The organism is Bacillus sp. 03113 (assembly GCF_006546985.1).
GTDB lineage: Bacteria > Bacillota > Bacilli > Bacillales > Cytobacillaceae > VATK01.
Genome location: NZ_VATK01000015.1, coordinates 1 through 26,371 on the forward strand (window position 1 = coordinate 1; position 26,371 = coordinate 26,371).

Annotated in this window: 28 protein-coding genes; all 28 read left to right on the plus strand. The window is 34.7% G+C overall.

The window, feature by feature from the left end; translation table 11 throughout:
- The first annotated feature begins 258 nt into the window (after window positions 1-258).
- The 28 genes from FDO66_RS14735 (at window position 259) to rseP (ending at window position 26,241) form a co-directional block, all read left to right on the plus strand.
- Window positions 259-480, plus strand: coding sequence for a flagellar FlbD family protein (locus tag FDO66_RS14735; protein WP_141433422.1), 222 nt, complete (start codon window positions 259-261; stop codon window positions 478-480).
- Window positions 470-898 (plus strand): flagellar basal body-associated protein FliL, encoded by a 429-nt coding sequence (gene fliL / locus FDO66_RS14740; RefSeq protein WP_141433423.1) that lies wholly within the window; start codon window positions 470-472, stop codon window positions 896-898. The genes FDO66_RS14735 and fliL overlap by 11 nt, the downstream gene beginning before the upstream one ends.
- Window positions 899-1,002: 104 nt before the next feature.
- A complete protein-coding gene (gene fliM, locus FDO66_RS14745; protein WP_141433424.1) occupies window positions 1,003-2,001 on the plus strand; it encodes a flagellar motor switch protein FliM in 999 nt (332 codons plus the stop codon).
- Window positions 1,991-3,205 (plus strand): flagellar motor switch phosphatase FliY, encoded by a 1,215-nt coding sequence (gene fliY, locus FDO66_RS14750; protein WP_141433425.1) that lies wholly within the window; start codon window positions 1,991-1,993, stop codon window positions 3,203-3,205. Before fliM ends, fliY begins: the two co-directional genes overlap by 11 nt.
- Window positions 3,206-3,224: 19 nt before the next feature.
- Window positions 3,225-3,587, plus strand: coding sequence for a response regulator (locus tag FDO66_RS14755; protein ID WP_141433426.1), 363 nt, complete (start codon window positions 3,225-3,227; stop codon window positions 3,585-3,587).
- 30 nt (window positions 3,588-3,617) lie between these two features.
- A complete protein-coding gene (locus FDO66_RS14760; RefSeq protein WP_141433427.1) occupies window positions 3,618-4,286 on the plus strand; it encodes a flagellar biosynthetic protein FliO in 669 nt (222 codons plus the stop codon).
- Window positions 4,279-4,944 (plus strand): flagellar type III secretion system pore protein FliP, encoded by a 666-nt coding sequence (gene fliP / locus FDO66_RS14765; RefSeq protein WP_141433428.1) that lies wholly within the window; start codon window positions 4,279-4,281, stop codon window positions 4,942-4,944. The genes FDO66_RS14760 and fliP overlap by 8 nt, the downstream gene beginning before the upstream one ends.
- A 13-nt stretch (window positions 4,945-4,957) precedes the next feature.
- Window positions 4,958-5,227 carry a flagellar biosynthesis protein FliQ gene (gene fliQ / locus FDO66_RS14770; protein ID WP_141433429.1) on the plus strand — a complete coding sequence of 90 codons (270 nt, stop codon included), beginning with the start codon at window positions 4,958-4,960 and terminating at the stop codon, window positions 5,225-5,227.
- A gap of 5 nt (window positions 5,228-5,232) precedes the next feature.
- The gene (fliR, locus tag FDO66_RS14775) at window positions 5,233-6,009 is read left to right on the plus strand and encodes a flagellar biosynthetic protein FliR (RefSeq protein ID WP_141433430.1); all 777 of its coding nucleotides are present in this window, start codon (window positions 5,233-5,235) and stop codon (window positions 6,007-6,009) included.
- Complete coding sequence (gene flhB, locus FDO66_RS14780; RefSeq protein WP_141433431.1) at window positions 6,010-7,095, plus strand: flagellar biosynthesis protein FlhB; 1,086 nt, start codon at window positions 6,010-6,012, stop codon at window positions 7,093-7,095.
- A gap of 312 nt (window positions 7,096-7,407) precedes the next feature.
- Window positions 7,408-9,441, plus strand: coding sequence for a flagellar biosynthesis protein FlhA (gene flhA, locus FDO66_RS14785; RefSeq protein ID WP_141433432.1), 2,034 nt, complete (start codon window positions 7,408-7,410; stop codon window positions 9,439-9,441).
- The gene (gene flhF, locus FDO66_RS14790) at window positions 9,441-10,604 is read left to right on the plus strand and encodes a flagellar biosynthesis GTPase FlhF (protein WP_141433433.1); all 1,164 of its coding nucleotides are present in this window, start codon (window positions 9,441-9,443) and stop codon (window positions 10,602-10,604) included. Before flhA ends, flhF begins: the two co-directional genes overlap by 1 nt.
- A complete protein-coding gene (locus FDO66_RS14795) occupies window positions 10,604-11,458 on the plus strand; it encodes a MinD/ParA family protein (RefSeq protein ID WP_141433434.1) in 855 nt (284 codons plus the stop codon). The genes flhF and FDO66_RS14795 overlap by 1 nt, the downstream gene beginning before the upstream one ends.
- A gap of 265 nt (window positions 11,459-11,723) precedes the next feature.
- Entirely contained in the window at window positions 11,724-12,818 is a 1,095-nt protein-coding gene (locus FDO66_RS14800) for a protein-glutamate methylesterase/protein-glutamine glutaminase (protein ID WP_141433435.1), read from the plus strand.
- 20 nt (window positions 12,819-12,838) lie between these two features.
- Window positions 12,839-14,878, plus strand: a complete 2,040-nt coding sequence (locus tag FDO66_RS14805; RefSeq protein WP_141433436.1) for a chemotaxis protein CheA — start codon at window positions 12,839-12,841, stop codon at window positions 14,876-14,878.
- Between the two features lie 39 nt (window positions 14,879-14,917).
- Window positions 14,918-15,382 (plus strand): chemotaxis protein CheW, encoded by a 465-nt coding sequence (locus FDO66_RS14810; protein ID WP_141433437.1) that lies wholly within the window; start codon window positions 14,918-14,920, stop codon window positions 15,380-15,382.
- A gap of 4 nt (window positions 15,383-15,386) precedes the next feature.
- The gene (locus tag FDO66_RS14815) at window positions 15,387-16,031 is read left to right on the plus strand and encodes a chemotaxis protein CheC (protein ID WP_141433438.1); all 645 of its coding nucleotides are present in this window, start codon (window positions 15,387-15,389) and stop codon (window positions 16,029-16,031) included.
- Window positions 16,021-16,518 carry a chemotaxis protein CheD gene (locus FDO66_RS14820; protein ID WP_141433439.1) on the plus strand — a complete coding sequence of 166 codons (498 nt, stop codon included), beginning with the start codon at window positions 16,021-16,023 and terminating at the stop codon, window positions 16,516-16,518. The genes FDO66_RS14815 and FDO66_RS14820 overlap by 11 nt, the downstream gene beginning before the upstream one ends.
- 26 nt (window positions 16,519-16,544) lie before the next feature.
- Window positions 16,545-17,318: a FliA/WhiG family RNA polymerase sigma factor gene (locus FDO66_RS14825; protein WP_141433440.1), complete on the plus strand. Its 774-nt coding sequence runs from the start codon at window positions 16,545-16,547 to the stop codon at window positions 17,316-17,318.
- 127 nt (window positions 17,319-17,445) lie between these two features.
- Complete coding sequence (locus tag FDO66_RS14830) at window positions 17,446-18,051, plus strand: hypothetical protein (RefSeq protein WP_141433441.1); 606 nt, start codon at window positions 17,446-17,448, stop codon at window positions 18,049-18,051.
- A 149-nt stretch (window positions 18,052-18,200) separates the two neighbouring features.
- Window positions 18,201-18,902 carry a 30S ribosomal protein S2 gene (gene rpsB, locus FDO66_RS14835; protein ID WP_141433442.1) on the plus strand — a complete coding sequence of 234 codons (702 nt, stop codon included), beginning with the start codon at window positions 18,201-18,203 and terminating at the stop codon, window positions 18,900-18,902.
- Window positions 18,903-19,095: 193 nt separating this feature from the next.
- Window positions 19,096-19,977, plus strand: a complete 882-nt coding sequence (gene tsf / locus FDO66_RS14840) for a translation elongation factor Ts (RefSeq protein WP_141433443.1) — start codon at window positions 19,096-19,098, stop codon at window positions 19,975-19,977.
- A 224-nt stretch (window positions 19,978-20,201) separates the two neighbouring features.
- On the plus strand, window positions 20,202-20,927 hold the full coding sequence (gene pyrH / locus FDO66_RS14845) for a UMP kinase (RefSeq protein ID WP_141433444.1): 726 nt from the start codon (window positions 20,202-20,204) through the stop codon (window positions 20,925-20,927).
- On the plus strand, window positions 20,927-21,484 hold the full coding sequence (gene frr / locus FDO66_RS14850) for a ribosome recycling factor (RefSeq protein WP_141433445.1): 558 nt from the start codon (window positions 20,927-20,929) through the stop codon (window positions 21,482-21,484). Before pyrH ends, frr begins: the two co-directional genes overlap by 1 nt.
- Window positions 21,485-22,016: 532 nt before the next feature.
- Window positions 22,017-22,793 carry an undecaprenyl pyrophosphate synthase gene (locus tag FDO66_RS14855; RefSeq protein WP_141433446.1) on the plus strand — a complete coding sequence of 259 codons (777 nt, stop codon included), beginning with the start codon at window positions 22,017-22,019 and terminating at the stop codon, window positions 22,791-22,793.
- Between the two features lie 18 nt (window positions 22,794-22,811).
- Window positions 22,812-23,603: a phosphatidate cytidylyltransferase gene (locus FDO66_RS14860; RefSeq protein WP_141433447.1), complete on the plus strand. Its 792-nt coding sequence runs from the start codon at window positions 22,812-22,814 to the stop codon at window positions 23,601-23,603.
- 85 nt (window positions 23,604-23,688) lie between these two features.
- Window positions 23,689-24,843 carry a 1-deoxy-D-xylulose-5-phosphate reductoisomerase gene (dxr, locus tag FDO66_RS14865; RefSeq protein WP_141433448.1) on the plus strand — a complete coding sequence of 385 codons (1,155 nt, stop codon included), beginning with the start codon at window positions 23,689-23,691 and terminating at the stop codon, window positions 24,841-24,843.
- A gap of 135 nt (window positions 24,844-24,978) precedes the next feature.
- Window positions 24,979-26,241, plus strand: coding sequence for an RIP metalloprotease RseP (gene rseP, locus FDO66_RS14870; protein WP_141433449.1), 1,263 nt, complete (start codon window positions 24,979-24,981; stop codon window positions 26,239-26,241).
- The last annotated feature ends 130 nt before the right edge of the window (window positions 26,242-26,371 follow it).

Sequence of the window (26,371 nt, forward strand, 5' to 3'; positions counted from 1 at the left end):
CGATGGAAAAATTCTTAAAAGATATGGGATAAAACCTTTAAAATTAATTTGGAGATTCAACAAAATTTTCTGGTATTTAAAAAATAACTAAAGGAGGTGAGTCCTGGTTATTTTAATATGTTTTGTTATGAATTGTTATATTTTAATATGACCAGGATAAGAGAGTGACCTTTAGACTCATGTTTTTTCGATTTATAATAAAGCTAGAAACACTTTTTTCGAAGAATATGTTTAAATGGTCATTCTCTAATTAGTACATTGATTAAAGTAACTCGCTTAAATGGAAAACCGTTTTTCATTAATGCCTTGTTTATAGAAACAATCGAATCTTTTCCAGATACAACACTAATGTTAACAAACGGGAGAAAATATGTTGTAAAGGAAACTGAGAAACAAATCGTTAATAGCGTTTTAGATTATTACAAATCTATCAATTTATTTGGACTAGATTTATGTGGGGAAAGTGATCATGAAGAATAGTAGTATGTTAACAAAGGTGCTTATCTGGGTAATGATCTTAGTTCTTTTAAGTGCTGTTGGACTATTTATTTATTTAAAGCTTATGAATACAGACAAATCAAATACTCCATCTATAGATGAGGTTTTAGAGGAATCTGTAGATGTTCCCCAAATTACAACCAACCTAGCAAGCGATGATTACATCCGTATCTCTTTTAAAATACAAACGGATAGTAAAAAAGCGAAAACTGAACTAGAAAAAAGAGATTTTCAGGTTAAAAACATTATTATCCAAGAATTATCTGAAAAAAAACCGGATGATCTAAAGGGGAAACAAGGGCAAGTAAATTTAGAAACTGAGCTAAAAAATAAAATTAATGAACTAATGCAAGATGGGAAAATAGAAAAAGTCTATGTTACAGAATCTCTTTTACAATGATTGGAAAGAACTAACCTCTTCGTATAGTTCAACAGAAAAAACCTTCATTAATAGAATGATCAATTACTATTAAAATGAATTTGGTTCACATAGGGGGTGATACATTGTCAGGAGAGGTTCTATCACAAAATGAAATAGATGCCCTTTTATCAGCTTTGTCAACTGGTGAAATGGATGCTGAAGCATTAAAAAAAGAACAATCTGAGAAAAAAGTAAAGATCTATGATTTTAAAAGAGCTTTAAGGTTTTCTAAAGATCAAATACGCAGCTTAACAAGAATTCATGAGAATTTTGCCAGGTTATTAACCAACTATTTTTCAGCGCAATTGAGAACGTATGTACAAATAACCGTTTCCTCAGCTGACCAAATACCTTATGAAGAATTTATTCGATCAATACCTAAGATGACGATCTTAAATGTGTTTGAAGTACCTCCACTAGAAGGAAGGGTCCTAATGGAGGTGAATCCTAATATAGCATATACGATGATGGAGCGAATGTTAGGAGGAAGCGGCTCAAGCAATCATAAATTTGAAAAATTAACTGAAATTGAAACGAAAATAATGTCAAATATATTTGAACGGGCCTTTGAACATTTAAGAGAAGCGTGGGCGACAATATCGGATATTGATCCGATCTTAACTGACTTTGAAGTGAATCCACAATTTTTACAAATGGTATCACCAAATGAAACAGTTATTGTCATTTCATTAAATACTACTATTAATAAGAACAGTGGAATGATCAATATTTGCATTCCATATGTTGTGCTGGAATCAGTAATCCCAAAATTATCCGTTCGATACTGGATGCAAAATGAAAGAAAGGATCCAGAAAAAGAGGATATTGAAAGACTGGAAAAAGGGATTCAACAATCAATTATAGAGCTTACAACAGAACTAGGGAGGACGAATATTTCGATTCAAGATTTATTAACACTAGATCCCGGAGATGTTATTGAATTAAATCAAAGAATTAATCAGCCTTTAATCATAAATGTTAGCGGGATCCCCAAATTTGTTGGACAACCAGGAAAAGTAACGAAAAAACAAGCTATTCAAATATTACATGCATTAAAGGAAGGAGATGAACATGATGAGTAATGAGATGCTTTCACAAGATGAAATAGATGCCTTATTAAAAGGAAATGATTACTCCCAATCTTCTAGTAAAGAAGATTCCTATGAAATAAATCCTTCCTTATCGACTATAGAGATAGATGCATTGGGAGAAATAGGGAATATTTCCTTTGGAAGCTCTGCAACAGCTTTGTCAGCTTTATTAAATCAAAAGGTTGACATTACTACTCCAGTAGTGCAAGTAATTGAAAAAAGTAAATTGATACATGAATTTCCAGAACCATATATTGCTATACAAGTTCATTTTACGAAAGGATTCACTGGTAGTAATCTTTTAGTATTTCAACAAGGAGATGCTTCTGCTATTGCTGACATCATGCTAGGTGGAGATGGTACAAATTTGCCGGATTCATTAGGCGAAATTCAAATCAGTGCTGTCCAAGAAGCGATGAACCAGATGATGGGTTCTGCAGCTACTTCTATGTCTACAATTTTCAATAAAATAGTCGATATTTCACCGCCTTCCATAGATGTATTAAATGTTAAAGAAGGTGAAGGTACAAATCGAATTCCTGAAGATGAGCTGCTAGTTAAAACTTCTTTTAGATTGAAAATCGGGGAAATCATAGATTCAAAAATCATGCAATTACTCCCTATTCATTTTGCAAAAAGTATGGTGGAAGAATTGTTAAATCCTCAGGAAACTGCTTCAGAGGAAAAATCATCTTCTTCTAATTTGAGCGAAAATCATTTAGAACAAAACTTGAGTTCTAAACAATCTTTTGATTCTATAGGCCATCATGAAGAAAGAAATCAATATGAGTCTATGCAAAGTACATATTCAAAGGATCAAAAAAATGTTAGTAGTTCACAGCATTTTGGCAATAGCTTTACTGGAGGAGAACAGCCTAAAGTCCAACCGGCCGTTTTTACTGATTTTGAACCTTATACATTGCCTGAAGCTGAGGTGAAAAATTTAAATGTACTAATGGATATTCCATTGGAAATTACGGTTGAGTTGGGGAGAACTAAACGTTCTGTCAAAGAAATTTTAGAGCTATCAGCAGGATCTATCATAGAGTTAGATAATTTAGCTGGAGAACCAGTGAATATTCTGATAAATGGAAGACTTATTGCAAAAGGGGAAGTAGTCGTAATAGATGAAAATTTTGGAGTTAGGGTCACAGATATTCTTAGTCAAAGCGACCGTATAAAAAAATTAAGATAAAGTTGGGGGTTTGTAGAATATGGCGAATAAAATATTAGTTGTTGATGATGCGGCATTTATGAGAATGATGATTAAAGATATTCTAACAAAAAATGGATTTGATGTTGTCGCTGAGGCTGCAGACGGGATTCAAGCTATTGAAAAATATAAGGAACATCAACCAGACTTAGTTACTATGGATATTACAATGCCTGAAATGGATGGTATTACAGCTTTAAAAGAGATTAAAAAAATTAATTCGAATGCAAAAGTTATTATGTGTTCGGCTATGGGGCAGCAAGCGATGGTAATAGATGCTATTCAAGCTGGTGCGAAGGATTTTATTGTTAAGCCTTTTCAAGCGGATCGAGTTATCGAAGCCATTTCAAAAACATTAGGATAAGCAATATTGGGTAGTAAAGGGTGCAAATAAATGCTAAATCGAATAAAAAAAATGCCTTATCTGCTCCTATTGATGATTGCTCTGCTAGGTTTTCATACGGAAGCCTATGCAGAGCAGCTTAATAACAGCGTTAAGGAATGCATAGAAAATCCTAAAAGTTGTGATAATCAATTTACAAATCAAACAAAAAACAATGATAAGAAACAAGTTTCAGAGAGCGTTGGATTGAATATAATAGATTTTTTCAAAATGATCATGGCAACTATTTTTGTTGTTTTCTTGCTTTACTATTTGCTAAAAATGATCAATAAAAAGAATAAAAGTTTTGGCAGTTCTCAGTTAATAGAAAATTTAGGTGGTACCTCACTAGGCACAAATAGATCTGTTCAAATCATTAAAGTAGGAAATCAATTATTAGTCATCGGAGTTGGAGAAAGCATTCAACTTTTAAAGGAAATAACAGATCATGATGAATATAACAGGATAATTAAGGAATACAATGAACGAATGGACCAAATGACCCAACCAAGCGATATTGTGACAAAGGTGCTGAATAAAATGAAAAAAAGCTCATCTGTTCATCATAAAAATGGCTCTCATTTTCAAGTAATGTTAAAAAATCATTTGAATGAGCTTGTTCAAGGAAGAAAAAATAAGTTTATGGAGCTAGAGGAGAAAGGAAAACCAGAAGATGAATGAGTTTATGGATTTTTTTCAAAACAGTTCACCAGAAAATGTGTCAACTTCTGTAAAGCTGTTTTTATTATTAACAGTTCTTTCGCTAGCTCCTAGTATTCTTATCTTAATGACATCCTTTACTAGAATCGTCATTGTTCTCTCCTTTGTCAGAACAGCGCTTGGAACTCAGCAAATGCCACCAAATCAAGTAATTGTGGGTATATCACTTTTTTTAACTTTTTTTATTATGGCACCTATCTTTCAAAAGGTAAATGATCAAGCTTTAACACCTTTATTTAATGAAGAAATTAATTTGGATGAGGCATATGAAAAAGCAGCTGTTCCTTTTAAAGAATTTATGAGTGCACATACGAGACAGAAGGATTTAGCACTCTTTTTAGAATATTCGAATGCAGATAGACCAAAATCCATTGAAGATATTCCTTTAACGACACTAGTTCCAGCTTATGCGATTAGTGAGTTAAAAACTGCTTTTCAAATTGGTTTTATGATATTTATTCCTTTTCTTGTTATAGACATGATTGTCGCAAGTGTATTAATGTCAATGGGAATGATGATGCTACCACCAGTTATGATTTCTTTACCATTTAAAATTCTTCTATTTATTTTAGTAGATGGGTGGTATTTAGTAGTTAAATCACTTTTACAAAGCTTTTAAGCAGGTGAAAAAAATGACTTCAGAAGCAGTAATCTCTATTGCTGAGCGGGGAATTATGACCGTGTTAATTGTGTGTGGACCGTTATTATTAATTGCCCTTGTTGTTGGATTAATAATAAGTATTTTTCAAGCGGCTACACAAATACAAGAACAAACTTTAGCATTTGTTCCAAAAATTATTGCTGTGTTATTAGGCATTATCTTTTTTGGGCCATGGATGTTAAGCAAAATGCTTTCTTATGCAAATGAAATATTTTCGAATTTAACTAGATTTGTAGGCTGAACGAAATGATTAATTATATAGATAAATTCCCTATTTTTTTGTTGATTTTTGTAAGAGTTACAGCTTTTTTTCTTATGATGCCGATATTTTCATATCGGACCATTCCGAATTCACAAAAAATTGGTCTTGGTTTTTTTCTTGCCTGGATATTATTTTTTTCCAATGATGCCCAAAATGTAGAGATCGATGGTTTTTATTTCTTATTAATATTAAAAGAGGCATTTGTAGGCATTTTTTTAGGATTTATTGCGTACTTGATTCTCTCTGCCATTCAAATTGCGGGTGGTTTCATTGATTTTCAAATGGGTTTTACGATTGCGAATGTAATCGATCCGCAAACAGGATCACAAAGCCCGCTAATGGGACAATTTTTGAATACAATTGCTCTTTTCTTTCTACTTACCGTAAATGGGCATCACTTGTTAATAGATGGAATTATGAGCAGTTATCATTTTATCCCTGTCGACCAGCCATGGATTCACCTAGGCAATGAAGGATTTGTGGTATCTGTCATGAAGGCTTTTAATCTTATGTTTTTAATCGCTTTTCAAATGGCTATTCCAGTTGTAGGGAGTCTTTTTCTTGTTGATGTAGCTTTAGGTATAGTCGCAAGAACTGTCCCGCAGATAAATGTTTTTGTCATTGGCCTTCCATTAAAGATCGGTGTAAGTTTTGCTATTTTAATAGCTATTATAAGTGTAATGATCACCGTGATTACGAAGTTATTTGAAACGATGTTAAAAATTATGCATGATATGATGCTGCTATTAGGGGGCTCTTAAATGAAATGGATTTCCCTTGATTTACAATATTTTGCGGGTGAGAAAACAGAAAAAGCAACTCCGAAGAAGCGTCAAGATACAAGAAAAAAAGGACAGGTCGTAAAAAGTCAGGATGTTAATACTTCCTTAATTTTATTAGCTGTTTTCCTTTTTCTTTTTTTTGCAGGTCCCTATTTACAAGATCATGTGCTTCACTTGTTTAAACATTCATTTGAAAATTTTATGCTATTAGAGCTATCAGAGAACAATGTGATAAGTTTTTTTTACTCTGTACTTAAAGATCTTTTTTTCATAGTTGGACCTATCATGGCAGTTGCAGCTGTGGCTGGAATGATTACAAACTACATGCAGGTTGGATTTATATTTTCTACAGAAACAATTCAATTTAAGCTGGATAAATTAAATCCTATATCTGGCTTTAAAAGGATTTTCTTATTACGTGCGGTTGTTGAATTGTTTAAATCCATTTTAAAAATTGGTATTGTCGGATTTATCACTTTTATTGTTATTTGGAAAAATAAAGAAGAATTGATTTTGTTATCACACAAATCAATTGGGGCCTCTCTTTCAAGCTTAGCAAGTATCGTCATTCAAATGGGGATTTTTTCATCTATCGCACTGCTTTTCCTCGCTATTCTTGATTACATATATCAAAAATTTGATTATGAAAAAAATATTCGTATGTCAAAACAAGATATTAAGGATGAGCATAAAGGCACAGAAGGGGATCCTTTTATAAAGTCAAAAATTAAGCAAAAACAAAGAGAAATAGCAATGAGAAGAATGATGCAAGAAATTCCTAAAGCTGATGTCGTGATTACAAATCCTACACATTATGCAATTGCACTTAAATATGAGGACGGAAAGCACACCGCACCATTTATAGTAGCTAAAGGTGTAGATTTCATTGCCCTAAAAATTAAAAAGATTGCTAAGGAAAATAATGTAATAATGGTAGAAAATCGCCCGTTAGCAAGAGCTTTATACAGTCAAATTGAAATCGGAGAGGTCATTCCTGAAGAATTCTTTAAGGCTGTTGCAGAAATTCTTGCATATGTATATAGAACAAAAAACAAGATTAATTAGTAATGCTTCTTTTATCCCGCATTAACGGGCAGTAAGACCTCCACCTCTAAGCTTTAGAATTATCGAAGAAGCGAAGGTGGGGGATAACTGCCCGTAAAAGCCCGACGACGGACAGGACGTCCTAGTCAGGCGAATGCCACAGGAAGTGGCATGTATGAGCGTGATTGGTTCAACAAACCATCAATGGGGGATGAAGTTGACAAAAGCGCGACGTCCTGTCGCATTGTCTGTACTAGTACTTCCTGTATGTCGGAAAACCCCCACTGATGGAAGTTTCACTTTATCTTTCTTATTATGTTAGGAGATTGAAAAATGTCAGCGAGAGATTTATCGGTATTATTAAGTGTTATATTAATTGTAGCTATGCTCATCATTCCATTTCCTACTTGGTTGCTTAGCATATTAATTATGCTGAACATTTCACTAGCTTTACTGGTGTTGCTTACATCGATGAATATGAGTGAACCACTGCAATTTTCCATCTTTCCTTCCTTATTATTGCTCCTGACATTATTTCGATTAGGTCTGAATGTATCGACAACAAGATCCATTTTGTCAACAGGCGATGGTGGTGGAGTAGTCGAGACCTTTGGTACATTTGTGGTTGGAGGAAATGTCATTGTTGGGCTGGTTGTATTTTTAATCCTCATTATCATTCAATTCGTTGTCATAACGAAAGGGTCTGAACGTGTTTCTGAGGTGGCTGCTAGATTTACACTTGATGCAATGCCTGGAAAACAAATGAGTATTGATGCGGATCTAAATGCTGGAATAATCTCTGAGCATGAAGCGCGTGAACGACGTGAGAAGGTTAGCAAAGAGGCTGATTTTTATGGAGCAATGGATGGAGCAAGTAAGTTTGTAAAAGGAGATGCAATCGCTGGCATCATTATTGTCATCATAAACTTAGTATTTGGAATTCTTATCGGAATGATGCAGCAGGGAATGAGCATTGCAGACGCAGCATCACACTTTTCATTATTAACGGTAGGAGACGGTATTGTCAGTCAAATTCCTGCCCTATTAATTTCTACTGCAACAGGGATTGTTGTGACAAGAGCAGCTTCTGATGGGAATATCGGAAAGGATATTACATCTCAGCTTTTAGCTTATCCAAAAATGCTATATGTTACTTCAGGAACGATTTTTCTGCTAGGACTTTTCACGCCTATAAATGACTTGTTAACCATTCCGATTGCAGTCCTCCTTTTGTTGGGTGGATATTCCTTTTCTCAAAAACCAAAATCAAATTTAGATCAGTTGCAGGATTTAGAGGAAGAGCAGCAAACGGATACGATGAAAAGCCCGGAAAGCGTCGTAGGCTTATTAAATGTAGATCCCATTGAATTTGAGTTTGGGTATGGTTTAATTCCACTTGCAGATACAAACCAAGGCGGCGATTTACTAGATCGAATCGTGATGATAAGAAGGCAATTAGCACTAGAATTAGGAGTCGTTATACCTGTTGTTAGAATAAGGGATAATATTCAATTACAGCCAAATGAATACAGGCTTAAAATAAAGGACAATGAAATGGCTCGAGGAGAACTTTTATTAGATCATTTCTTAGCGATGAGTCCAGGTGTAGAAGATGATACGTTAGATGGAATAGATACGATTGAACCAGCATTTGGTCTTCCGGCAAAGTGGATTAGTGAAGAAATGAAGGAGCAGGCGGAGATTTTTGGTTATACAGTTGTAGATCCTCCATCTGTTGTATCAACACATATTACTGAAGTGATTAAAGCAAATGCTCATGAGTTATTGGGCCGCCAGGAGACGAAACAATTAATTGATCACTTGAAAGAAACATATCCAATATTAGTTGAAGAAGTAACTCCTAACCCTTTATCAGTAGGAGAAGTACAAAAAGTATTAGCAAAATTATTGCGAGAAAACGTATCCATTAGGAATTTACCAATTATTTTTGAAACACTCGCTGATTTTGGAAAAATGACAATTGATACAGAGCTTTTAACTGAATATGTACGGCAAGCGTTAGCAAGGCAAATTACCAATCAGTATTCTCAAAATGGCAGTGTGATTAAAGTCCTTACGCTTTCAGGGAAAGTTGAGAAACTTATAGCAGATAGTATACAACAAACAGAGCATGGGAACTATTTGTCACTAGATTCAACCATGTCTCAAGAAATTATAAAGTCTATTAGTTTACAAATTGAGCAATTATCAATAATGGAGCAATCCTCAATCATTCTTTGCTCACCAAATATAAGAATGTATATTAGGCAGCTAATAGAAAGGTATTTTCCAAATATTCCTGTCATTTCTTATAATGAGCTAGAAACAAATATTGAAGTTCAAAGTGTTGGGGTGGTGAATATTTAGTGAAAGTGAAAAAATTTGTTGCACCTTCTATGCCTCAAGTAATGAAGATCATTCGTTCAGAGCTTGGCAGTGATGCAATCATCCTTAATTCAGAGGTAGTCCATTCTGGTGGAATTTTTGGTTTATTTAAAAAAAGAAGTATCGAAGTGCTTGCAGCAGTTGATTCAAACATTCATGAACATCCAAAACAAGCACCTGTAAATGAATCATATCAAAAGTCTTCTTCCCATCCTGTTGAAAAGTCAAATTTAGCATTTGAAAAGGAACAAATTAAAAATGCAGATGTTACGGTCTCAAAGTTATCAATTGAGGTAATGCAGCTTAAAGAAGCATTTTTTAACTTGGCGGAATCATCGAATGTGATAAATGTAAATTATCCAGTTCCTATAAAAAAAATTCAACAGAAGCTTGCGTACCAGCAAATTGATAAGAAGATACAGCAACAGTTATTAAAAGAAATGATTGAAAGATGGTATTCTTCAGGAGTAAAGGCACCTTATCCAGAAGTTGATTCATGGTTAAATGATATACTCTATAAAAAAATATCAAAGTATTCATTTGGCGGGATCACCTTTCAAAAAAAATTTGTTAATGTTATAGGACCCACGGGTGTTGGAAAAACAACTACTTTAGCAAAAATTGCTGCTGAATGTGTTTTGAAATTTAATAAAAAGGTTGCCTTTATTACAACAGATACGTATCGCATAGCGGCAATTGATCAATTAAAAACGTATTCAAGTATATTAAATGTCCCCCTTGAAGTTTGTTATAACTTAGAAGACGTAAAAAAGGCATCAAACCGCTTTAATCATTTTGATCTCGTATTAATCGATACAGCAGGAAGAAACTTTAGAGATAGACAAAATGTAGATGATTTGAAAGGTTTGATGCAATTTAATGAAGAAATGGAAACATTTCTTGTCTTATCTTTAACAACGAAACAAGAGGATATGGAAGAAATATATTCTCAAATAAGTGCCATACCAATTGATAGATTTATATTTACAAAAGCTGATGAAACGGCAACTTTTGGTGCAATGATTAATCTTATGATGAAATACAAAAAAGGTGTCGCGTATATAACAAATGGTCAGAATGTTCCTGATGATATCATTACAGCTAAACCAGAAGATGTAATACACAGAGTCGTTGAGGTTGAATAATGAAGGACCAAGCTGAAAGATTACGCCAACAGTTTCAACGTATGGAAAAACAGAAGAAACAAAAGGTAGTCGCAGTATTAAGTGGAAAAGGCGGTGTTGGTAAATCTAATTTCTCCTTGAATTTTTCAATATCAATTTCTCAAAAAGGTCATTCAATATTACTTTTTGATATGGATATAGGGATGGGGAATATTGATGTATTGATGGGGTGTAAAGCCCAATACACGATAACGGATTTCTTTGAGAACAATATTTCGCTCACTGATATAATTACAGAAGGCCCAAAAGGGATTCATTATATAGCAGGTGGTTCAGGATTATTACATCTTATCAGTATAAATGAAGAGGCATTTGAAAAATTTACTAATGAACTTTTACAAATAATAGACGAATACGACTATATCATTCTTGATATGGGTGCAGGTATTAATCATGAATCCATTAAATTCATCCTCTCGGTAGATGAAATTATCATGATTACAAACCCAGAGCCGACATCCCTTACAGATGCATACGCAGCAATGAAATTTATACATTTGAAAAATGCTCATATCCCTTTTTATCTTGTTGTTAACCAAATTGTATCGGATAGAGAAGGTTTAGATACATATATACGAATTAATAGAGTATTGCATCACTTTTTGGGCAGAGAATGTTTGAGCCTTGGAATGGTGCCAAATGATAGAGCCGTTCAGCTTGCAGTTCGTATGCAAGTTCCATTTATTTTACTAAATGATAAATCACCAGCATCAAAAGCACTCCACAGCATGACAGATCGTTATTGTAATAGACCAGTAAATCAATCAAGTAAGCATTCCTTTTTGACAAGATTAATCAATTTCGTTCAAAAATAAAGGCTGTTTTTCCAAAGTTTGTTGCTTTTGAGATAAAAAACATTGGGAGAAACGTTTCGGAGCAGCTGCACACGTAGACTCTTGTGGGAATGCGAGAAAGGCGAGACCCCGCAGGAGCGTATGCGACGAGGAGGCTTGACGCTCGCCCACGGAAAGCGAAGTGTATGCAGGCTGCACGTTTAAAAGCAAGAATCTATACGAAAACAGCCAAAATAAATAGAGATATCATAAAGGTCATGAAGGAACCAAAAAGGAAGTGGCATGAATGGAAATCATAAAAGTACTAATCGTTGATGATTCTGCCTTTATGAGAAAGCTAATCACTGAATTTCTTTCGGAAAATCCGCTTATTCAAGTAATTGGTACAGCTCGTAATGGTGAAGATGCTATTAAGAAAGTGAAACAGCTTAAACCAACAGTTGTCACCTTGGACGTAGAAATGCCTATATTAAATGGAATTGAAGCTCTAAAAATCATTATGAAAGAAAATCCTGTTCCAGTAGTCATGCTTTCCAGCTTAACTAAAGAAGGAGCAGAATCTACTCTTCAAGCCATCCAGTTAGGAGCAGTTGATTTTATTGCAAAACCTTCAGGTGCTATTTCCCTTGACTTGTATAAAATTAAGGTTCAACTTCAAGAAAAAGTAATATCTGCGTGTAAAGCAAATATACAAAGTATGATTAAATTCTCAAAAAGGTCAAATAGTTCTACTTTAAATGTAGAAGATTGTAGTAAAATAGAACTATGTAGTTCGAAGGCTGTCTCTTCTGTAAATTCATGGAATCATTTGTCGAAAAAAATAATATGTATTGGTACTTCTACTGGTGGACCAAGAGCATTGCAGCAAGTATTATCAAAGCTTCCTAAGAACATATCAGCTCCAATACTCGTTGTTCAACATATGCCGCCAAGCTTTACCAAATCATTAGCCAAGCACTTAAATTCTTTAGCTGAAATTAATGTTAAAGAAGCAGAGGAAGGGGAGCTTATTAAGAATGGGACCGCCTATATTGCTCCTGGTGGATTCCATATGAGTGTAAGAGCTATCGGAACATCTTTAGCCATTCAGCTTGATCAGTCTCCACCGATTAATGGTCTTAGACCATCCGTTGATGTTTTATTTAATTCTATTAGTAAAATAACTCAATACTCCATCATAGCTGTTATCATGACCGGAATGGGTTCTGATGGAGCGAAAGGGCTTGTTTCTTTAAAGAAAAATACTAATGTTCTAGCAATAGCGGAATCAAAAGAAACGGCTATCATTTTCGGAATGCCAAAAGCAGCGATTGAGACAAGTTTTGTAGATAAAGTTGAATTAGTTGAAAAAATTGCTAGCTTAATAATGAAATATGTTTAACGCCGAGGAGTCGATTGCTAATGGAAATGAATCAATATTTAGAGATTTTTATAGAAGAAAGCAAAGAGCATATACAAGCTTGTAATGATCATCTATTAGTATTAGAGAAAAATCCAGAAGATGTAAATATCATAAATGAAATATTTAGATCAGCACATACATTAAAAGGTATGGCAGCTACTATGGGCTTTGAAGACATTGCGAAATTAACTCATCAAATGGAAAATGTTCTTGATGATATAAGAAATCGAAAAACGAGGGTTACTCCAGAGCTGCTTGATGTCGTTTTTTTAGCGGTTGATGATTTAGAAACAATGCTCCAATCCATAACAGAAGGTGGTGACGGAAAAAGGGATATTGCTGAGACGGTAGAAAAATTGGCTTCTCGTGGACAAATAGAAATAAAGGGGCCTATTCAAAAAGAGGGTCGTGAAGACCAAATCGACTCGATTGCAAGATCCACGTATGATGAATTTGAGCTTACTGTCCTTCAGCAATCTACTGAGCAAGGATTTTCTTGTTATGAAATTCTTATACAATTAAGAAAAGACTGTCTATTAAAGATTGCTCGAGTATTTATGATCTTTGATGTGTTTGAAAAAATAGGAGAAGTCATTAAATCAAATCCAACTGTCGAAGAGCTTGAAGAAGAAAAATTTGATGATCATTTTATTGTAACATTGATAACAAATGAAACAGCAAACAACATTCAAGAAAGCATACTTAATATTTCAGAAATTGAAAAAGTTGATGTGCAGCCAATCTCAGTTCAAACGATTCGACAAAGGGATAAGAACGTGGAACAAACTCCAACCGATGATACAACCGTTGAAGTACAGGAAATGACAACTGAAAGTGTTCAGAGAAAGAATGAGCCAAAAAAAGATGAAACTTCTTCATTAAAAAATACAGCAAGTAAAACAATTCGAGTCAATATAGACCGATTGGACATTTTAATGAACCTTTTTGAAGAACTAGTCATTGATCGCGGAAGACTTGAACAAATTTCTCATGAATTGAACAATTTAGAGCTACAAGAAACAGTGGAACGGATGTCTAGAGTCTCTGCAGATTTACAGAATATTATTTTAAATATGAGAATGGTACCTATTGAGACAGTTTTCAATCGATTTCCTCGTATGGTACGCGAATTAACTAGAGAATTACATAAAAAAATCAATCTAGAAATAATAGGAGCTGAGACAGAATTAGATCGTACCGTTATTGATGAAATTGGTGATCCTCTTGTTCATTTAATTCGTAATGCTATTGATCATGGTATTGAAATGCCTAAAGAAAGAAGAGAAAAAGGTAAAAATGAAGAAGGAACGGTCGTTTTAAAAGCATACCATAGCGGGAATCATATTTTTATAGAAATTGAAGATGACGGAGCAGGGATTATTAAAGAAAAAGTTCTTCAGAAGGCGTTATCAAAAGAGATTATTAACGAACAAGATGCATCAACATTAACAGATTCAGAGATATACGAGCTAATTTTTTCATCAGGCTTTTCTACAGCTGATAAAATTTCTGATATTTCTGGTAGAGGTGTAGGACTTGATGTTGTTAAAAGTAAAATTGAGTCTCTTGGTGGAAAGGTATCCATCGATTCTCAAGTGGAGAAAGGGTCTAAATTTTCCATTCAATTACCTTTAACAGTGTCTATAATTTCAGTCATGTTAGTTGATGTTCAAAATGAAACATATTGTATCCCGATTTCATCCATTATTGAGACAGCTATTATTCAAAAATCTGAAATTCTCCATTCACATAACCAAGAACTGATCGATTTAAGGGGAAAAGTCATTCCACTAATCTATTTAAAAGATATTTATGAGGTGCCGGGGGTGAAGGATACAGACGATTTTTATTCTGTTGTAATCATAAAAAAAGGAGATAAAATGGCTGGGCTGATTGTTGATTCTTTTATAGGTCAACAAGAAATTGTTCTCAAGTCACTTGGTCATTACTTAACGCCAATAACAGCTGTTTCAGGGTCAACAATTCTAGGGGATGGAAAGGTAGCGTTAATAATCGATTGTAATGCCTTACTTACATAAAATGGTCTTAGAAACAGTTTGGTAAAAGGAGTGATATGGATGTCTGAAATAATCGAGAATCAAAAAATGATTATTTTTCAGTTAAGTGAAAATGAGTATGCAATTCCAGTAAATCAAGTTCGATCAATTGAAAAAATATTACCTATAACAAGAGTTCCAAATGTTGCTCATTTTGTTAAAGGTGTAATGAATTTGCGAGGTGTAGTAACTCCAGTCATTGATTTAAGAAATCGATTTGGAATTAAAGAGGTTGAATACTCCAATCATTCTCGTGTGATTATTGTCAATGTAGAGGAAATAGAAGTTGGATTAATTGTAGATGAAGCAAACGATGTACTTGATATTCATAATGACAATATCCAACCTTCACCAGATATAACCAAAAATTCAGAGGTGGATTTTATTGGTGGAGTAGTTAATTTAGAAAAAAGATTAATTACAGTTATAGACTTGTCTAAAGTACTTGATCGAAATGCATTCCTACTAAATAGATTAGAAGGGTAAATCAATGAGAAACATAGAAAAAATCACCTTGATTCATTTAGATATTTTGAGAGAAATTGGGAATATCGGTGCTGGAAATGCCGCAACCTCTCTTTCAAAACTTTTGAATCAAAAAATTGATATGAAGGTGCCCAGTGTAAAGGTTGTTTCTTTCAATGAAATGATGGAAATGGAGGGGGGAGCAGAGAATATTGTTGCTGGTGTATTTCTTAGGATTGAAGGAGATGCACCTGGAAGTATGTTCTTTGTTCTGCCAATAAAGCAAGCCTCTATCTTTATTCAACGAATGATAGGGGATCCTTTGTTCACATTTGAAACCCCACCGTATGATGAATTAGGAGTTTCAGCTCTCCAAGAGCTCGGGAACATTTTAGCAGGTTCTTATCTGTCTTCGTTATCGGATTTTACGAATTTGTCTTTATATCCGTCTGTACCGGGATTAAGTATTGATATGTTTGGAGCCATCATTAGCACTGGATTAATTGAGGTATCACAAGTAAGTGACTATGCTATTGTAGTTGATACTGCGATTTTTGATGATGAATCAAATTTTAATGAAGACGTTAATGGCCGCTTTTTCCTTTTGCCTGATCCTTCCTCTTTTGAAATTATTTTCAAATCATTAGGAGTTGCGATCAATGAGAGATGAGGTTCAAGTGATAAAAGTTGGCATAGCAGATATGAATATTGTTCGTGCACCACATATGATCCGAACCACAGGATTAGGATCGTGTGTAGGAGTTGTGCTCTATGATCCGTCTAGTGAAATAGCTGGGCTTGCTCATATTATGCTCCCACATTCCGCTTATGCAAAAGCTGGATCGATTAATTTAGCAAAGTACGCAGATACTGCTGTGGTTGAGTTAGTAAAAAAAATGAAAAATGCTGGGGCTAGATCTTATCGTATTCAGGCAAAGCTGGCAGGCGGAGCTCAAATGTTCAAGTTTTCCGGCGCAAGTGAAATGATGAAGATTGGTCCGCGAAATGTTGAGGCTGTAAAGCTAGAATTAACGAAATTAGGGATTTCAATTATTTCAGAAGATACTGGAGGAAGCAATGGGCGTACAATCGAATTTAATCCGCTTACCTCTATTCTAGAAATTCGAACAGTAAACAAGGGGATTTACGAAATATAAAGATTCATTTTAGAAGGAGGATTTTCATGGTACTTAATTGCGTAAATGATGAAGAATCCATCTGGGAAAAATGGAAAAGCTCTCGAGATCCTCATGCTGGAAATACTCTCGTGAAAAAATACTTGCCATTAGTAAACTATCATGTTCAAAGAATCGCAAGCGGCCTCCCCAAAAATGTATCTAGAGATGATTTGAAAAGCTTAGGTTTGACAGGCTTATATCAAGCCCTCGAAAGGTTTGATTCTAAAAGAGATTTGAAATTTGATACATATGCTTCATTCAGGATTCGTGGAGCGATTTTAGATGGATTGCGGAAAGAAGATTGGCTACCGCGAAGCCTTAGAGAAAAGTCAAAGATAATTGAAGCAACTATAGATAAACTTGAGCAAAAAAATCAACGAACAGCATCTATAAAAGAAATTGCACAGGAATTAGATATGTCAGAAAATGAAGTATACAATACGATGAATGAATATTTTTTTGCACATATTCTATCAATTGATGAGCAACCAATCGACGGAGAAAACAATTATGAAGGACATTCCTTTTTGATAAAGGATATGAATACTGATTTACCTGAGGAGCAGCTTGTAAAAAATGAGATGATCGATGAATTAGCAGAGGAAATTGCATCTCTTAATAAAAATGAACAGCTAGTTGTTAGTTTGTTTTATAAGGAAGAATTAACCTTAACAGAAATTGGTCAGGTCATGGGTTTATCAACATCAAGAATTTCACAAATTCATTCAAAAGCTATTTTTAAGCTAAGACAAGCATTAGGTAAATTTATCCCGAATTAACGGGACTTTAAGAGGATCGTAAGTTGACTTTTCAATCAGGTGGAGCAGTAGCTCCACCTGATTTCTTGAAAATTATAGAATGAGTTCGCAATGTTGTGATTCTAATGAAAATGGATTGAGGGATTATATGTTGATATTTTTACTATTAATCAGCTTTTTCTTAAACATTGTCGCTTTTTTTTTCATCATTATCCTCTTTTTAAGACAAAATAGGTTCATTGAATTAGAGAAAAAACAAGAACGGATAAATAGTGAAATGGAAGATCTGTTTTCTAGCTACCTAATTGAAATGAAGGAAGAAAATGATGAATTTTTAAAGAAAATCCAATTGTTTATGAAAACGAATAAGAAGCCAAAAGAAGCTAGCGAAAAAAAAGAAGAGTTTCGAATTATGGAAAAAAGTATGAATGACCAGCATCTTTCCTTTCAAAAACTTCAAGCTATAAAATCTTATACGACTAAGCCAGCTAAACTAGAAGAGGAGATGAAGATTCCTATTTATCATCAGGAAAATCATAAAGATGATCTTTTACTTTCCTCAAAGAAAAAGGCTGAACCTGTTTCTCAAGAATCAGCACCAATGCAGAATCGGAAAAACACAGATCAAACGTTATTTAATCAAGTCAAAATGCTTGAACATGAGGGACTCTCAACAGAAGAAATTGCGAAAAAATTAAACAAAGGAAAAACAGAGATCGAGCTTTTACTAAAATTTAAACAAATAAGGCAATAATAACTTGATTGTTATACCTTATTATGCTATATTAACCAATGGTGTTAATACACACGCTTATTGATTTTATTGTTTGGTGCTGTATGATACAGTTTACAATAAAAGATGAAATGAGCGGAGGAAATCAAAACCATTTAGGAGGAAAAAACATGTCAGTTATTTCTATGAAGCAATTGCTTGAAGCTGGTGTACACTTTGGACACCAAACGCGCCGTTGGAACCCAAAAATGAAAAAATATATTTTCACAGAGCGTAACGGCATCTACATTATCGATCTTCAAAAAACGGTTAAAAAAGTTGAGGAAGCTTACAACTACGTAAAAGAACTTGCTGGTAACGGCGGTACGATTCTTTTTGTTGGTACTAAAAAGCAAGCTCAAGATTCAGTTAAAGAAGAAGCAATCCGTTCTGGACAATATTTTGTAAATCATCGTTGGTTAGGCGGTACTTTAACAAACTTTGAAACCATTCAAAAACGTATTTCACGTTTAAAAGATATTGAGAGAATGGATGAAGATGGAACTTTTGATGTTCTTCCGAAAAAAGAAGTCGTTCAATTGAAAAAAGAGCAAGAGAAATTAGAAAAATTCTTAGGTGGAATCAAAGAAATGAAGACTCTTCCAGATGCTTTATTTATTATCGATCCACGTAAAGAGCGTATTGCAGTTGCAGAAGCACATAAATTAAACATCCCTATTGTTGGAATCGTTGATACAAACTGTGATCCTGATGAGATTGATGTTGTTATTCCAGCAAATGACGATGCTATTCGTGCCGTAAAACTTCTTACAGCTAAAATGGCAGACGCTATTTTAGAAGCTAAGCAAGGCGAAGAAGTTACAACTGCCTAATTCTAGTTTTAGAGTGGCCTAGCAAAGAGAGAACGATTTGTTTAAGGCAATTGAAGTTGGACATTTTAAAAGGTGATTAGAGGGTGCACCCTTTATCACCTTTTTTTAAAGATTAGATGAACTGAATTCTTGATAAGAGTCAATAATGTATAATGTATAACTACATAAATCAACTTTAAGGAGGAATTTTATCATGGCTATTACTGCACAGATGGTAAAGGAATTACGTGAAAAAACTGGCGCTGGAATGATGGATTGTAAAAAAGCGTTACAAGAAACAGACGGAGATATGGACAAAGCGATTGATTTTCTTCGTGAAAAAGGTATTGCAAAAGCAGCGAAAAAAGCAGATCGCATTGCAGCTGAAGGTACATCTTACATCCTAGTAGAAGGTAATGAAGCAGTAATTCTTGAAGTAAACTCTGAAACAGACTTCGTTGCAAAAAACGAAAACTTCCAAGTGCTTGTTAAAGAATTAGCTGCTCATATTTTGAAAAATAAACCAGCTACTACTGAGGAAGTTGCTGCACAAACTTTAGAAAATGGCACTTCTGTTGAAGAATATATCAACGCTGCAATCGCAAAAATCGGAGAAAAAATTACACTGCGTCGTTTTGAAGTTAAAACAAAAACTGACAATGATGCATTTGGTGCTTACCTTCATATGGGTGGCCGCATTGGAGTATTAACGCTTCTTGAAGGATCTGCTAATGCAGACGCTGCAAAAGATGTTGCGATGCACATTGCTGCATTAAATCCTAAATATGTATCTCGTGACCAAGTGTCGCAAGAGGAAGTTGAGCATGAGCGTCAAGTATTAACTCAACAAGCATTAAATGAAGGAAAACCAGAAAAAATTGTAGCAAAAATGGTTGAAGGACGTCTTAGTAAATATTTTGAAGATGTTTGTGTTCTAGATCAAACATTTGTAAAAAATCCAGACCAAAAAGTCCGCCAATTTGTAGAATCAAAAGGAGCTACTCTAACTTCTTTCGTTCGCTATGAAGTAGGAGAAGGTATTGAGAAGCGTGAAGATAACTTTGCTGAAGAAGTAATGAGCCAAGTTAAAAAATAATTAGATAAGGAATAGATTTCCATACACAATGTGTAGTTGGAGCTATTTTAAAAAATCAGCAATAGGGAGCACATTGTGTTCCCTATTTTTCAAACAAAAAATGTATAATACTTATAATAAAGTTTTGTTAAATGATTCAAGTTAATTAAAACAGCTATTATTAAATGAATTTTGCTAACGGTAAAACGTTAAAGCATGGCTGAATATTACATAAGGAGGTTCTTATGAGCGACCCTAAATACAAACGTATTGTATTAAAATTAAGTGGTGAAGCATTAGCTGGTGAAGCAGGTTTTGGTATCAATCCTTCCGTGATAAAATCAGTAGCTGAACAAGTAAAGGAAGTTGCTGAATTAGGGGTTGAAATTGCACTTGTTGTCGGTGGCGGAAATATTTGGCGCGGTAAAATAGGCGAAGAGATGGGAATGGAAAGAGCAAATGCTGATTATATGGGTATGCTTGCAACCGTTATGAACTCATTAGCTCTTCAAGATAGCTTAGAACAAATGGGAATTGAAACACGAGTTCAATCATCCATTGAAATGAGACAAGTTGCTGAGCCTTATATTCGCAGACGTGCCATTCGCCATCTTGAAAAAACCCGTGTGGTTATTTTCGCAGCTGGTACTGGTAATCCTTATTTTTCTACCGATACAACAGCAGCTTTAAGAGCGGCAGAAATAAATGCTGAAGTCATTTTGATGGCTAAAAACAATGTTGATGGGGTATACTCTGCAGATCCTCGAACGAATAAAGATGCAATAAAATATGATGAATTATCTTATTTAGATGTCCTTAAAGACGGATTAGCTGTTATGGATTCAACTGCTTCCTCTTTATGCATGGATAATGATATTCCTTTAATTGTTTTTTCTATTATGGAAAAGGGTAATATTAAAAAGGTGGTCCAAGGTGAAATGATTGGAACCATTGTTAGGGGGAAAAAGTAATGCCTAAGCAAATACTTGCGACTGCAAAAGATAAAATGACTAAAGCCATCCAAGCCTATACTAGAGAGCTATCTAGCATAAGAGCTGGAAGGGCGAATGCTTCCCTTTTAGATCGCATCTCAATCGATTATTATGGAGCTCCGACTCCTATTAATCAATTAGCTGGAATCTCTGTTCCTGAAGCAAGACTGTTAATCATTCAACCGTATGATAAATCAGTACTTGGAGAGATTGAAAAAGCGATATTAAAGTCAGACATTGGTTTAACACCTAATAATGACGGGAGCCTAATTCGACTTAGCATTCCTCCTCTAACAGAAGAACGTCGTAAAGAGCTTGTTAAAGTGGTCAAAAAAGAGTCTGAGGAAGCGAAAGTAGCCATTCGTAATGTTCGCCGTGATGCAAACGATGATTTGAAAAAACTAGAAAAAAATGGGGAAATTACAGAGGATGACCAAAGAGGTTATTCAGAAGATATCCAAAAGTTAACGGATGACCATATTAGTAAGGTTGATGGAATTACAAAAGAGAAAGAAAAAGAAATTCTTGAAGTGTAAACAAGTGATATTCAAAGCTCTCTATGAATAGGGAGCTTTTTTTAAAAAGACAAGAAGGAATAAATTATTTGAGAGTAAGCGGAATCGTAGCTCTTTTCTGAAGGCTGTTTTCTCAAAGTTTATTGCTTTTGACATAAAAAACATTGCGAGAAACGTTTCGGAGTAGCCTGCATACACGTAGACTCCTGTGGGAATGCGAGAAAGGCGAGACCCCGCAGGAGCGTATGCGACGAGGAGGCTTGACGCTCGCCCGCGGAAAGCAAAGTGTATGCAGGCTGCGCGTTTAAAAGCAACAATCTATACGAAAACAGCCTTTCTGAAAGATGAATGAAATTTCATTTTTCTTCCCTTTCTTACATATCTATATTTAAGAAGAAAAATTATTTGTTTTTTGGTATGATAAGATCATATTCTAGGATCATAAGCCTTGTTCATACATATTTGTTTGTATTTTAAATGATTCTTAACACAAAAAATTCCGAGGATACTTTTCCAAGGAATTAAGTTTAACCTATTTTGGAGGAGCAGTTTTATGTTAGATAAAATGAAGTTATGGAAGACTCCGAATTCCTCTTCCAATCTCCGAGATCGAATTTCAATGATAAAAGAACACGAGGTCCCTTCACATGTAGCAGTCATTATGGATGGTAATGGGCGATGGGCAAAGAAAAGAGCCCTTCCAAGAATTGCTGGCCATCATGCAGGCATGAAGGTTGTGAAAAAGATAACTAAGCTTGCAAATAAGTTGGGAATCAAAACATTGACGCTTTATGCTTTCTCTACTGAAAATTGGAAAAGACCAAAAACGGAAGTAGAATATTTAATGAAGCTGCCTGAAGAGTTTCTAGGGTCTTTTTTACCTGAGCTAATTGAAGAAAATGTTCAAGTAAAACTAATGGGATATAAAAAGGATTTGCCTGCTCATACACTAAATGCGATTGAAAAAGCGATAACAGAAACAAAGGACAACACAGGCTTGGTATTAAATTTTGCTTTAAATTACGGTAGCAGAGCAGAAATACTAGATGCAGTTAAGGACGTCTTAACAGATTGTAAAAGTGGTATAATAGATGAAAAAGATCTTGATGAAGAGGTTTTTTCTTCATACTTAATGTCAAAAGGTTTACAAGATCCAGATTTATTAATCCGTACAAGTGGTGAAATTAGATTAAGCAATTTTATGCTTTGGCAGCTTGCTTATACTGAATTTTGGTTTACAAATGTTCTTTGGCCAGATTTCGAAGAAGAGCATTTTATTGAAGCTGTTGAAGTCTTTCAAAATCGTCAGCGACGTTTTGGTGGAGTATAAAAAGGTGAGGAAAATGGAATGAAACAAAGAATTATTACAGCAATAATCGCAGGAGGGGTATTTCTTCCCGTTGTTCTATACGGTGGAATACCATTAATTGTTATCACATATATATTAGCTACTATTGGTTTATATGAATTATTAAGAATGCGGAATCTACGTTTATTATCCATTTCAGGGCTAATCGCATTATTAGTTCTTTGGCTTTTTTTAATGCCTAAATCGTGGCAAATATCGATCCAGCAACTGCCGTATACAAAAGTGGAGATTGTGCTAATTGCCGTTTTATTATTTTTGACTTATACGGTTGTAACAAAAAATCGGTTTACCTTTGATGATGTAGCATTTTCAATCATGGCTACCATATATATTGGTTTTGGTTTTTACTATTTAATTGAAATAAGAGAAAATGGTGGGATTTTATATATTTTATATTCTCTATTCATTATTTATGCTACGGATTCAGGTGCCTATTTTATCGGGAGAGCAATTGGTAAGAGAAAGCTTTGGCCCGAGATCAGTCCAAATAAAACCGTTGAAGGCTTTATTGGCGGCATTATTAGTGCATTTGTCATTTCAATCTTTTTTTCAATCTTTACGGATATTAATGTTTCTTTCATAAAGCTAACATTGATTACGATCGTTCTTTCAATTTTTGGACAAATTGGTGATTTAGTTGAATCAGCATTAAAAAGGCATTACGATGTAAAGGACTCAGGAGCTATTTTACCAGGTCACGGCGGGATACTGGATCGATTTGATAGTCTATTGTTTGTTTGGCCCCTCCTGCATTTCTTAACACTATTATAAATTTGTTTTTAGCGGGAAGCGGAAAACAGAAACAACGACTCAGTTCAAAGATAAGAAAGTAGCGCTTTGGTAGGAGTGAATTTGGTTGAAATATATAAATTTGTTAGGTGCCACTGGTTCTATTGGCACCCAGACATTAGATGTGATTAGAGAACATCCAGAAAGTTTTAAATTAGCTGCATTTTCAGCGGGGAAAAATACGGATCTTGCTAGAAAAATCATTCATGAGTTTCAACCGAAGCTTGTGTCAATGATCGATAAATCTTCTTCGGAACTCCTTAAAACGGAATTTCCGAATATTACTTTCGTTCACGGGAACGAAGGCTTAACAGAATGTGCAGTTTATCATCAAGGTGATATTCTTGTTAATGCAGTTATTGGCAGTGTTGGGCTATACCCTACATTAAAAGCAATTGAAGCAAATAAAACGATAGCGATTGCGAATAAAGAAACTTTAGTAACTGCAGGACATCTAGTAACGGAGACAGCAAAGAAAAAAGGTGTGGCTCTCCTTCCTGTAGACAGTGAACATTCAGCTATTTTTCAAGCCCTGCAAGGTGAGAGGGAAAAGAACATTCATAAACTGATAATAACAGCTTCAGGCGGAAGCTTTCGTGATAAAACTAGAGAAGAGCTAACAAATGTAACTGTTGAAGATGCCTTAAAGCATCCAAACTGGGCAATGGGAGCAAAAATAACAATAGACTCTGCAACAATGATGAATAAAGGGCTTGAGGTGATTGAAGCACATTGGCTTTTTTCAATGCCTTATCATAAAATTGATGTATTACTCCATAAAGAAAGCATTATACATTCGATGATTGAGTTTCACGATAGCAGCATCATAGCCCAGCTTGGTTCCCCTGATATGAGAGTACCTATTCAGTACGCACTTACTTATCCTGAAAGGCTTCCGCTCTCTTCAGCGAAGCACTTAAATTTAGCCGAAATAGGAAAGCTGCATTTTCAGGAAATGAATTTTGAGCGATTTCGATGTCTAAAATTTGCATATGAAGCTGGGAAAGCTGGCGGTACCCTCCCTACAGTGTTAAATGCTGCAAATGAAGCAGCAGTTGCACTTTTTCTTTCAAGAAAGATAGGTTTTTTACAAATTGAAAACCTAATCGAAAATGCGCTCGAAAATCATCAAAGTATTTCTAATCCAAGCCTTTTAGAAATACAAGAAATTGATCTGGAAACGAGAAAATATGTCAATACACTCTTAAAAACATTGAATTAATAGGCTTGTGGAGAATTGCACTTGCCAATTAAGGAAAATACAATTGTTTGTTTTCATAGATACTGGTCTCGTACCTTCTGTACTTCGAAGTAGGTAAAAACGTAATTTCAAATTTTACTAAAAGGTGGTTATATTGTGAGTACAGTAATAGCCTTTATCATTATTTTTGGTGCTCTTGTTTTCTTTCATGAACTAGGACATTTTATTTTTGCTAAAAGAGCTGGAATCCTGTGCCGTGAATTTGCCATAGGGTTTGGTCCAAAAGTATTTTCCCATAAAAAAGGCGAAACAACTTATACAATTCGATTGCTGCCACTTGGAGGATTCGTGCGGATGGCGGGCGAAGACCCTGAAATGGTTGATATAAAAGCCGGATATCGGGTTGCTCTGCTTTTTAATAAGGATGATCAAGTAAGTAAAATTATCTTAAATAATAAAGAAAAATATCCAGATGCACGTGTAATAGAGGTTGAATCAGCTGATATCGAGCATGATCTTGTGATTAAAGGTTATGTAGAAGGAGATGAAGATGAACAAATAAAAGTATTTCCTATTCATCGAAAAGCTGTCATCATCGAAAATGGTGTGGAAACACAGCTTGCTCCTCACGATCGCCAGTTTGGCTCAAAAACGTTAGGTCAAAGAACGATGGCTATATTTGCTGGACCAATGATGAATTTTATCCTTGCTTTTGTTGTTTTTGTCATGATCGCTCTATTACAAGGAATTCCTACAAATGATCCTGCATTAGGAAAGCTTACTGAGGATGGGGCAGCATTAAAAGCAGGATTAAAAAAAGGTGACATTGTGAATAGCATCGACGGCGCGGAAATCTCTAATTGGAATGATGTTGTAGAGATCATTCGTAAAAGTCCAAACCAACAGCTGGAATTTTCAATTGAACGAAATGGGAAAGAGCATGAAATACCGGTTACTCCTCAGGAAAGAGTGATTGAAGGGAAGAAAATAGGTATTATCGGTGTTTATACTCCAATGGAAAAATCACCGGTAAAAGCAATATCTTATGGTGTAAAAGAAACGTATTTTTGGACAAAAGAAATATTTTCTATGCTAGGCAAGCTTGTTACGGGTCAATTTTCTATCAATGCTTTGTCAGGTCCTGTAGGCATTTATGTTTCTACAGATACAGTAGCGAAATCAGGTATCTATTATTTAATGAAATGGGCAGGTATATTAAGCATAAATTTAGGAATTATGAATTTACTCCCAATACCAGCGTTAGATGGTGGAAGATTAATGTTCTTTGCAGTTGAAGCAGTTAGAGGGAAACCAATTGATCGTCAAAAAGAGGGAATGGTTCATTTTATAGGATTTGCTCTTTTAATGCTACTAATGCTTGTTGTGACATGGAACGATATTCAAAGGTTTTTTCTATAATTAATTAGATTGTTCCCAAAAGTGATAGACATCGTCTAAGAGATACATGACTTCGATACTTGCCATCATCTTAGAGGATGTCTGTCTCTTTGTTTTGGGTTATTTCGTATTAAATAAAATTGATTAATAA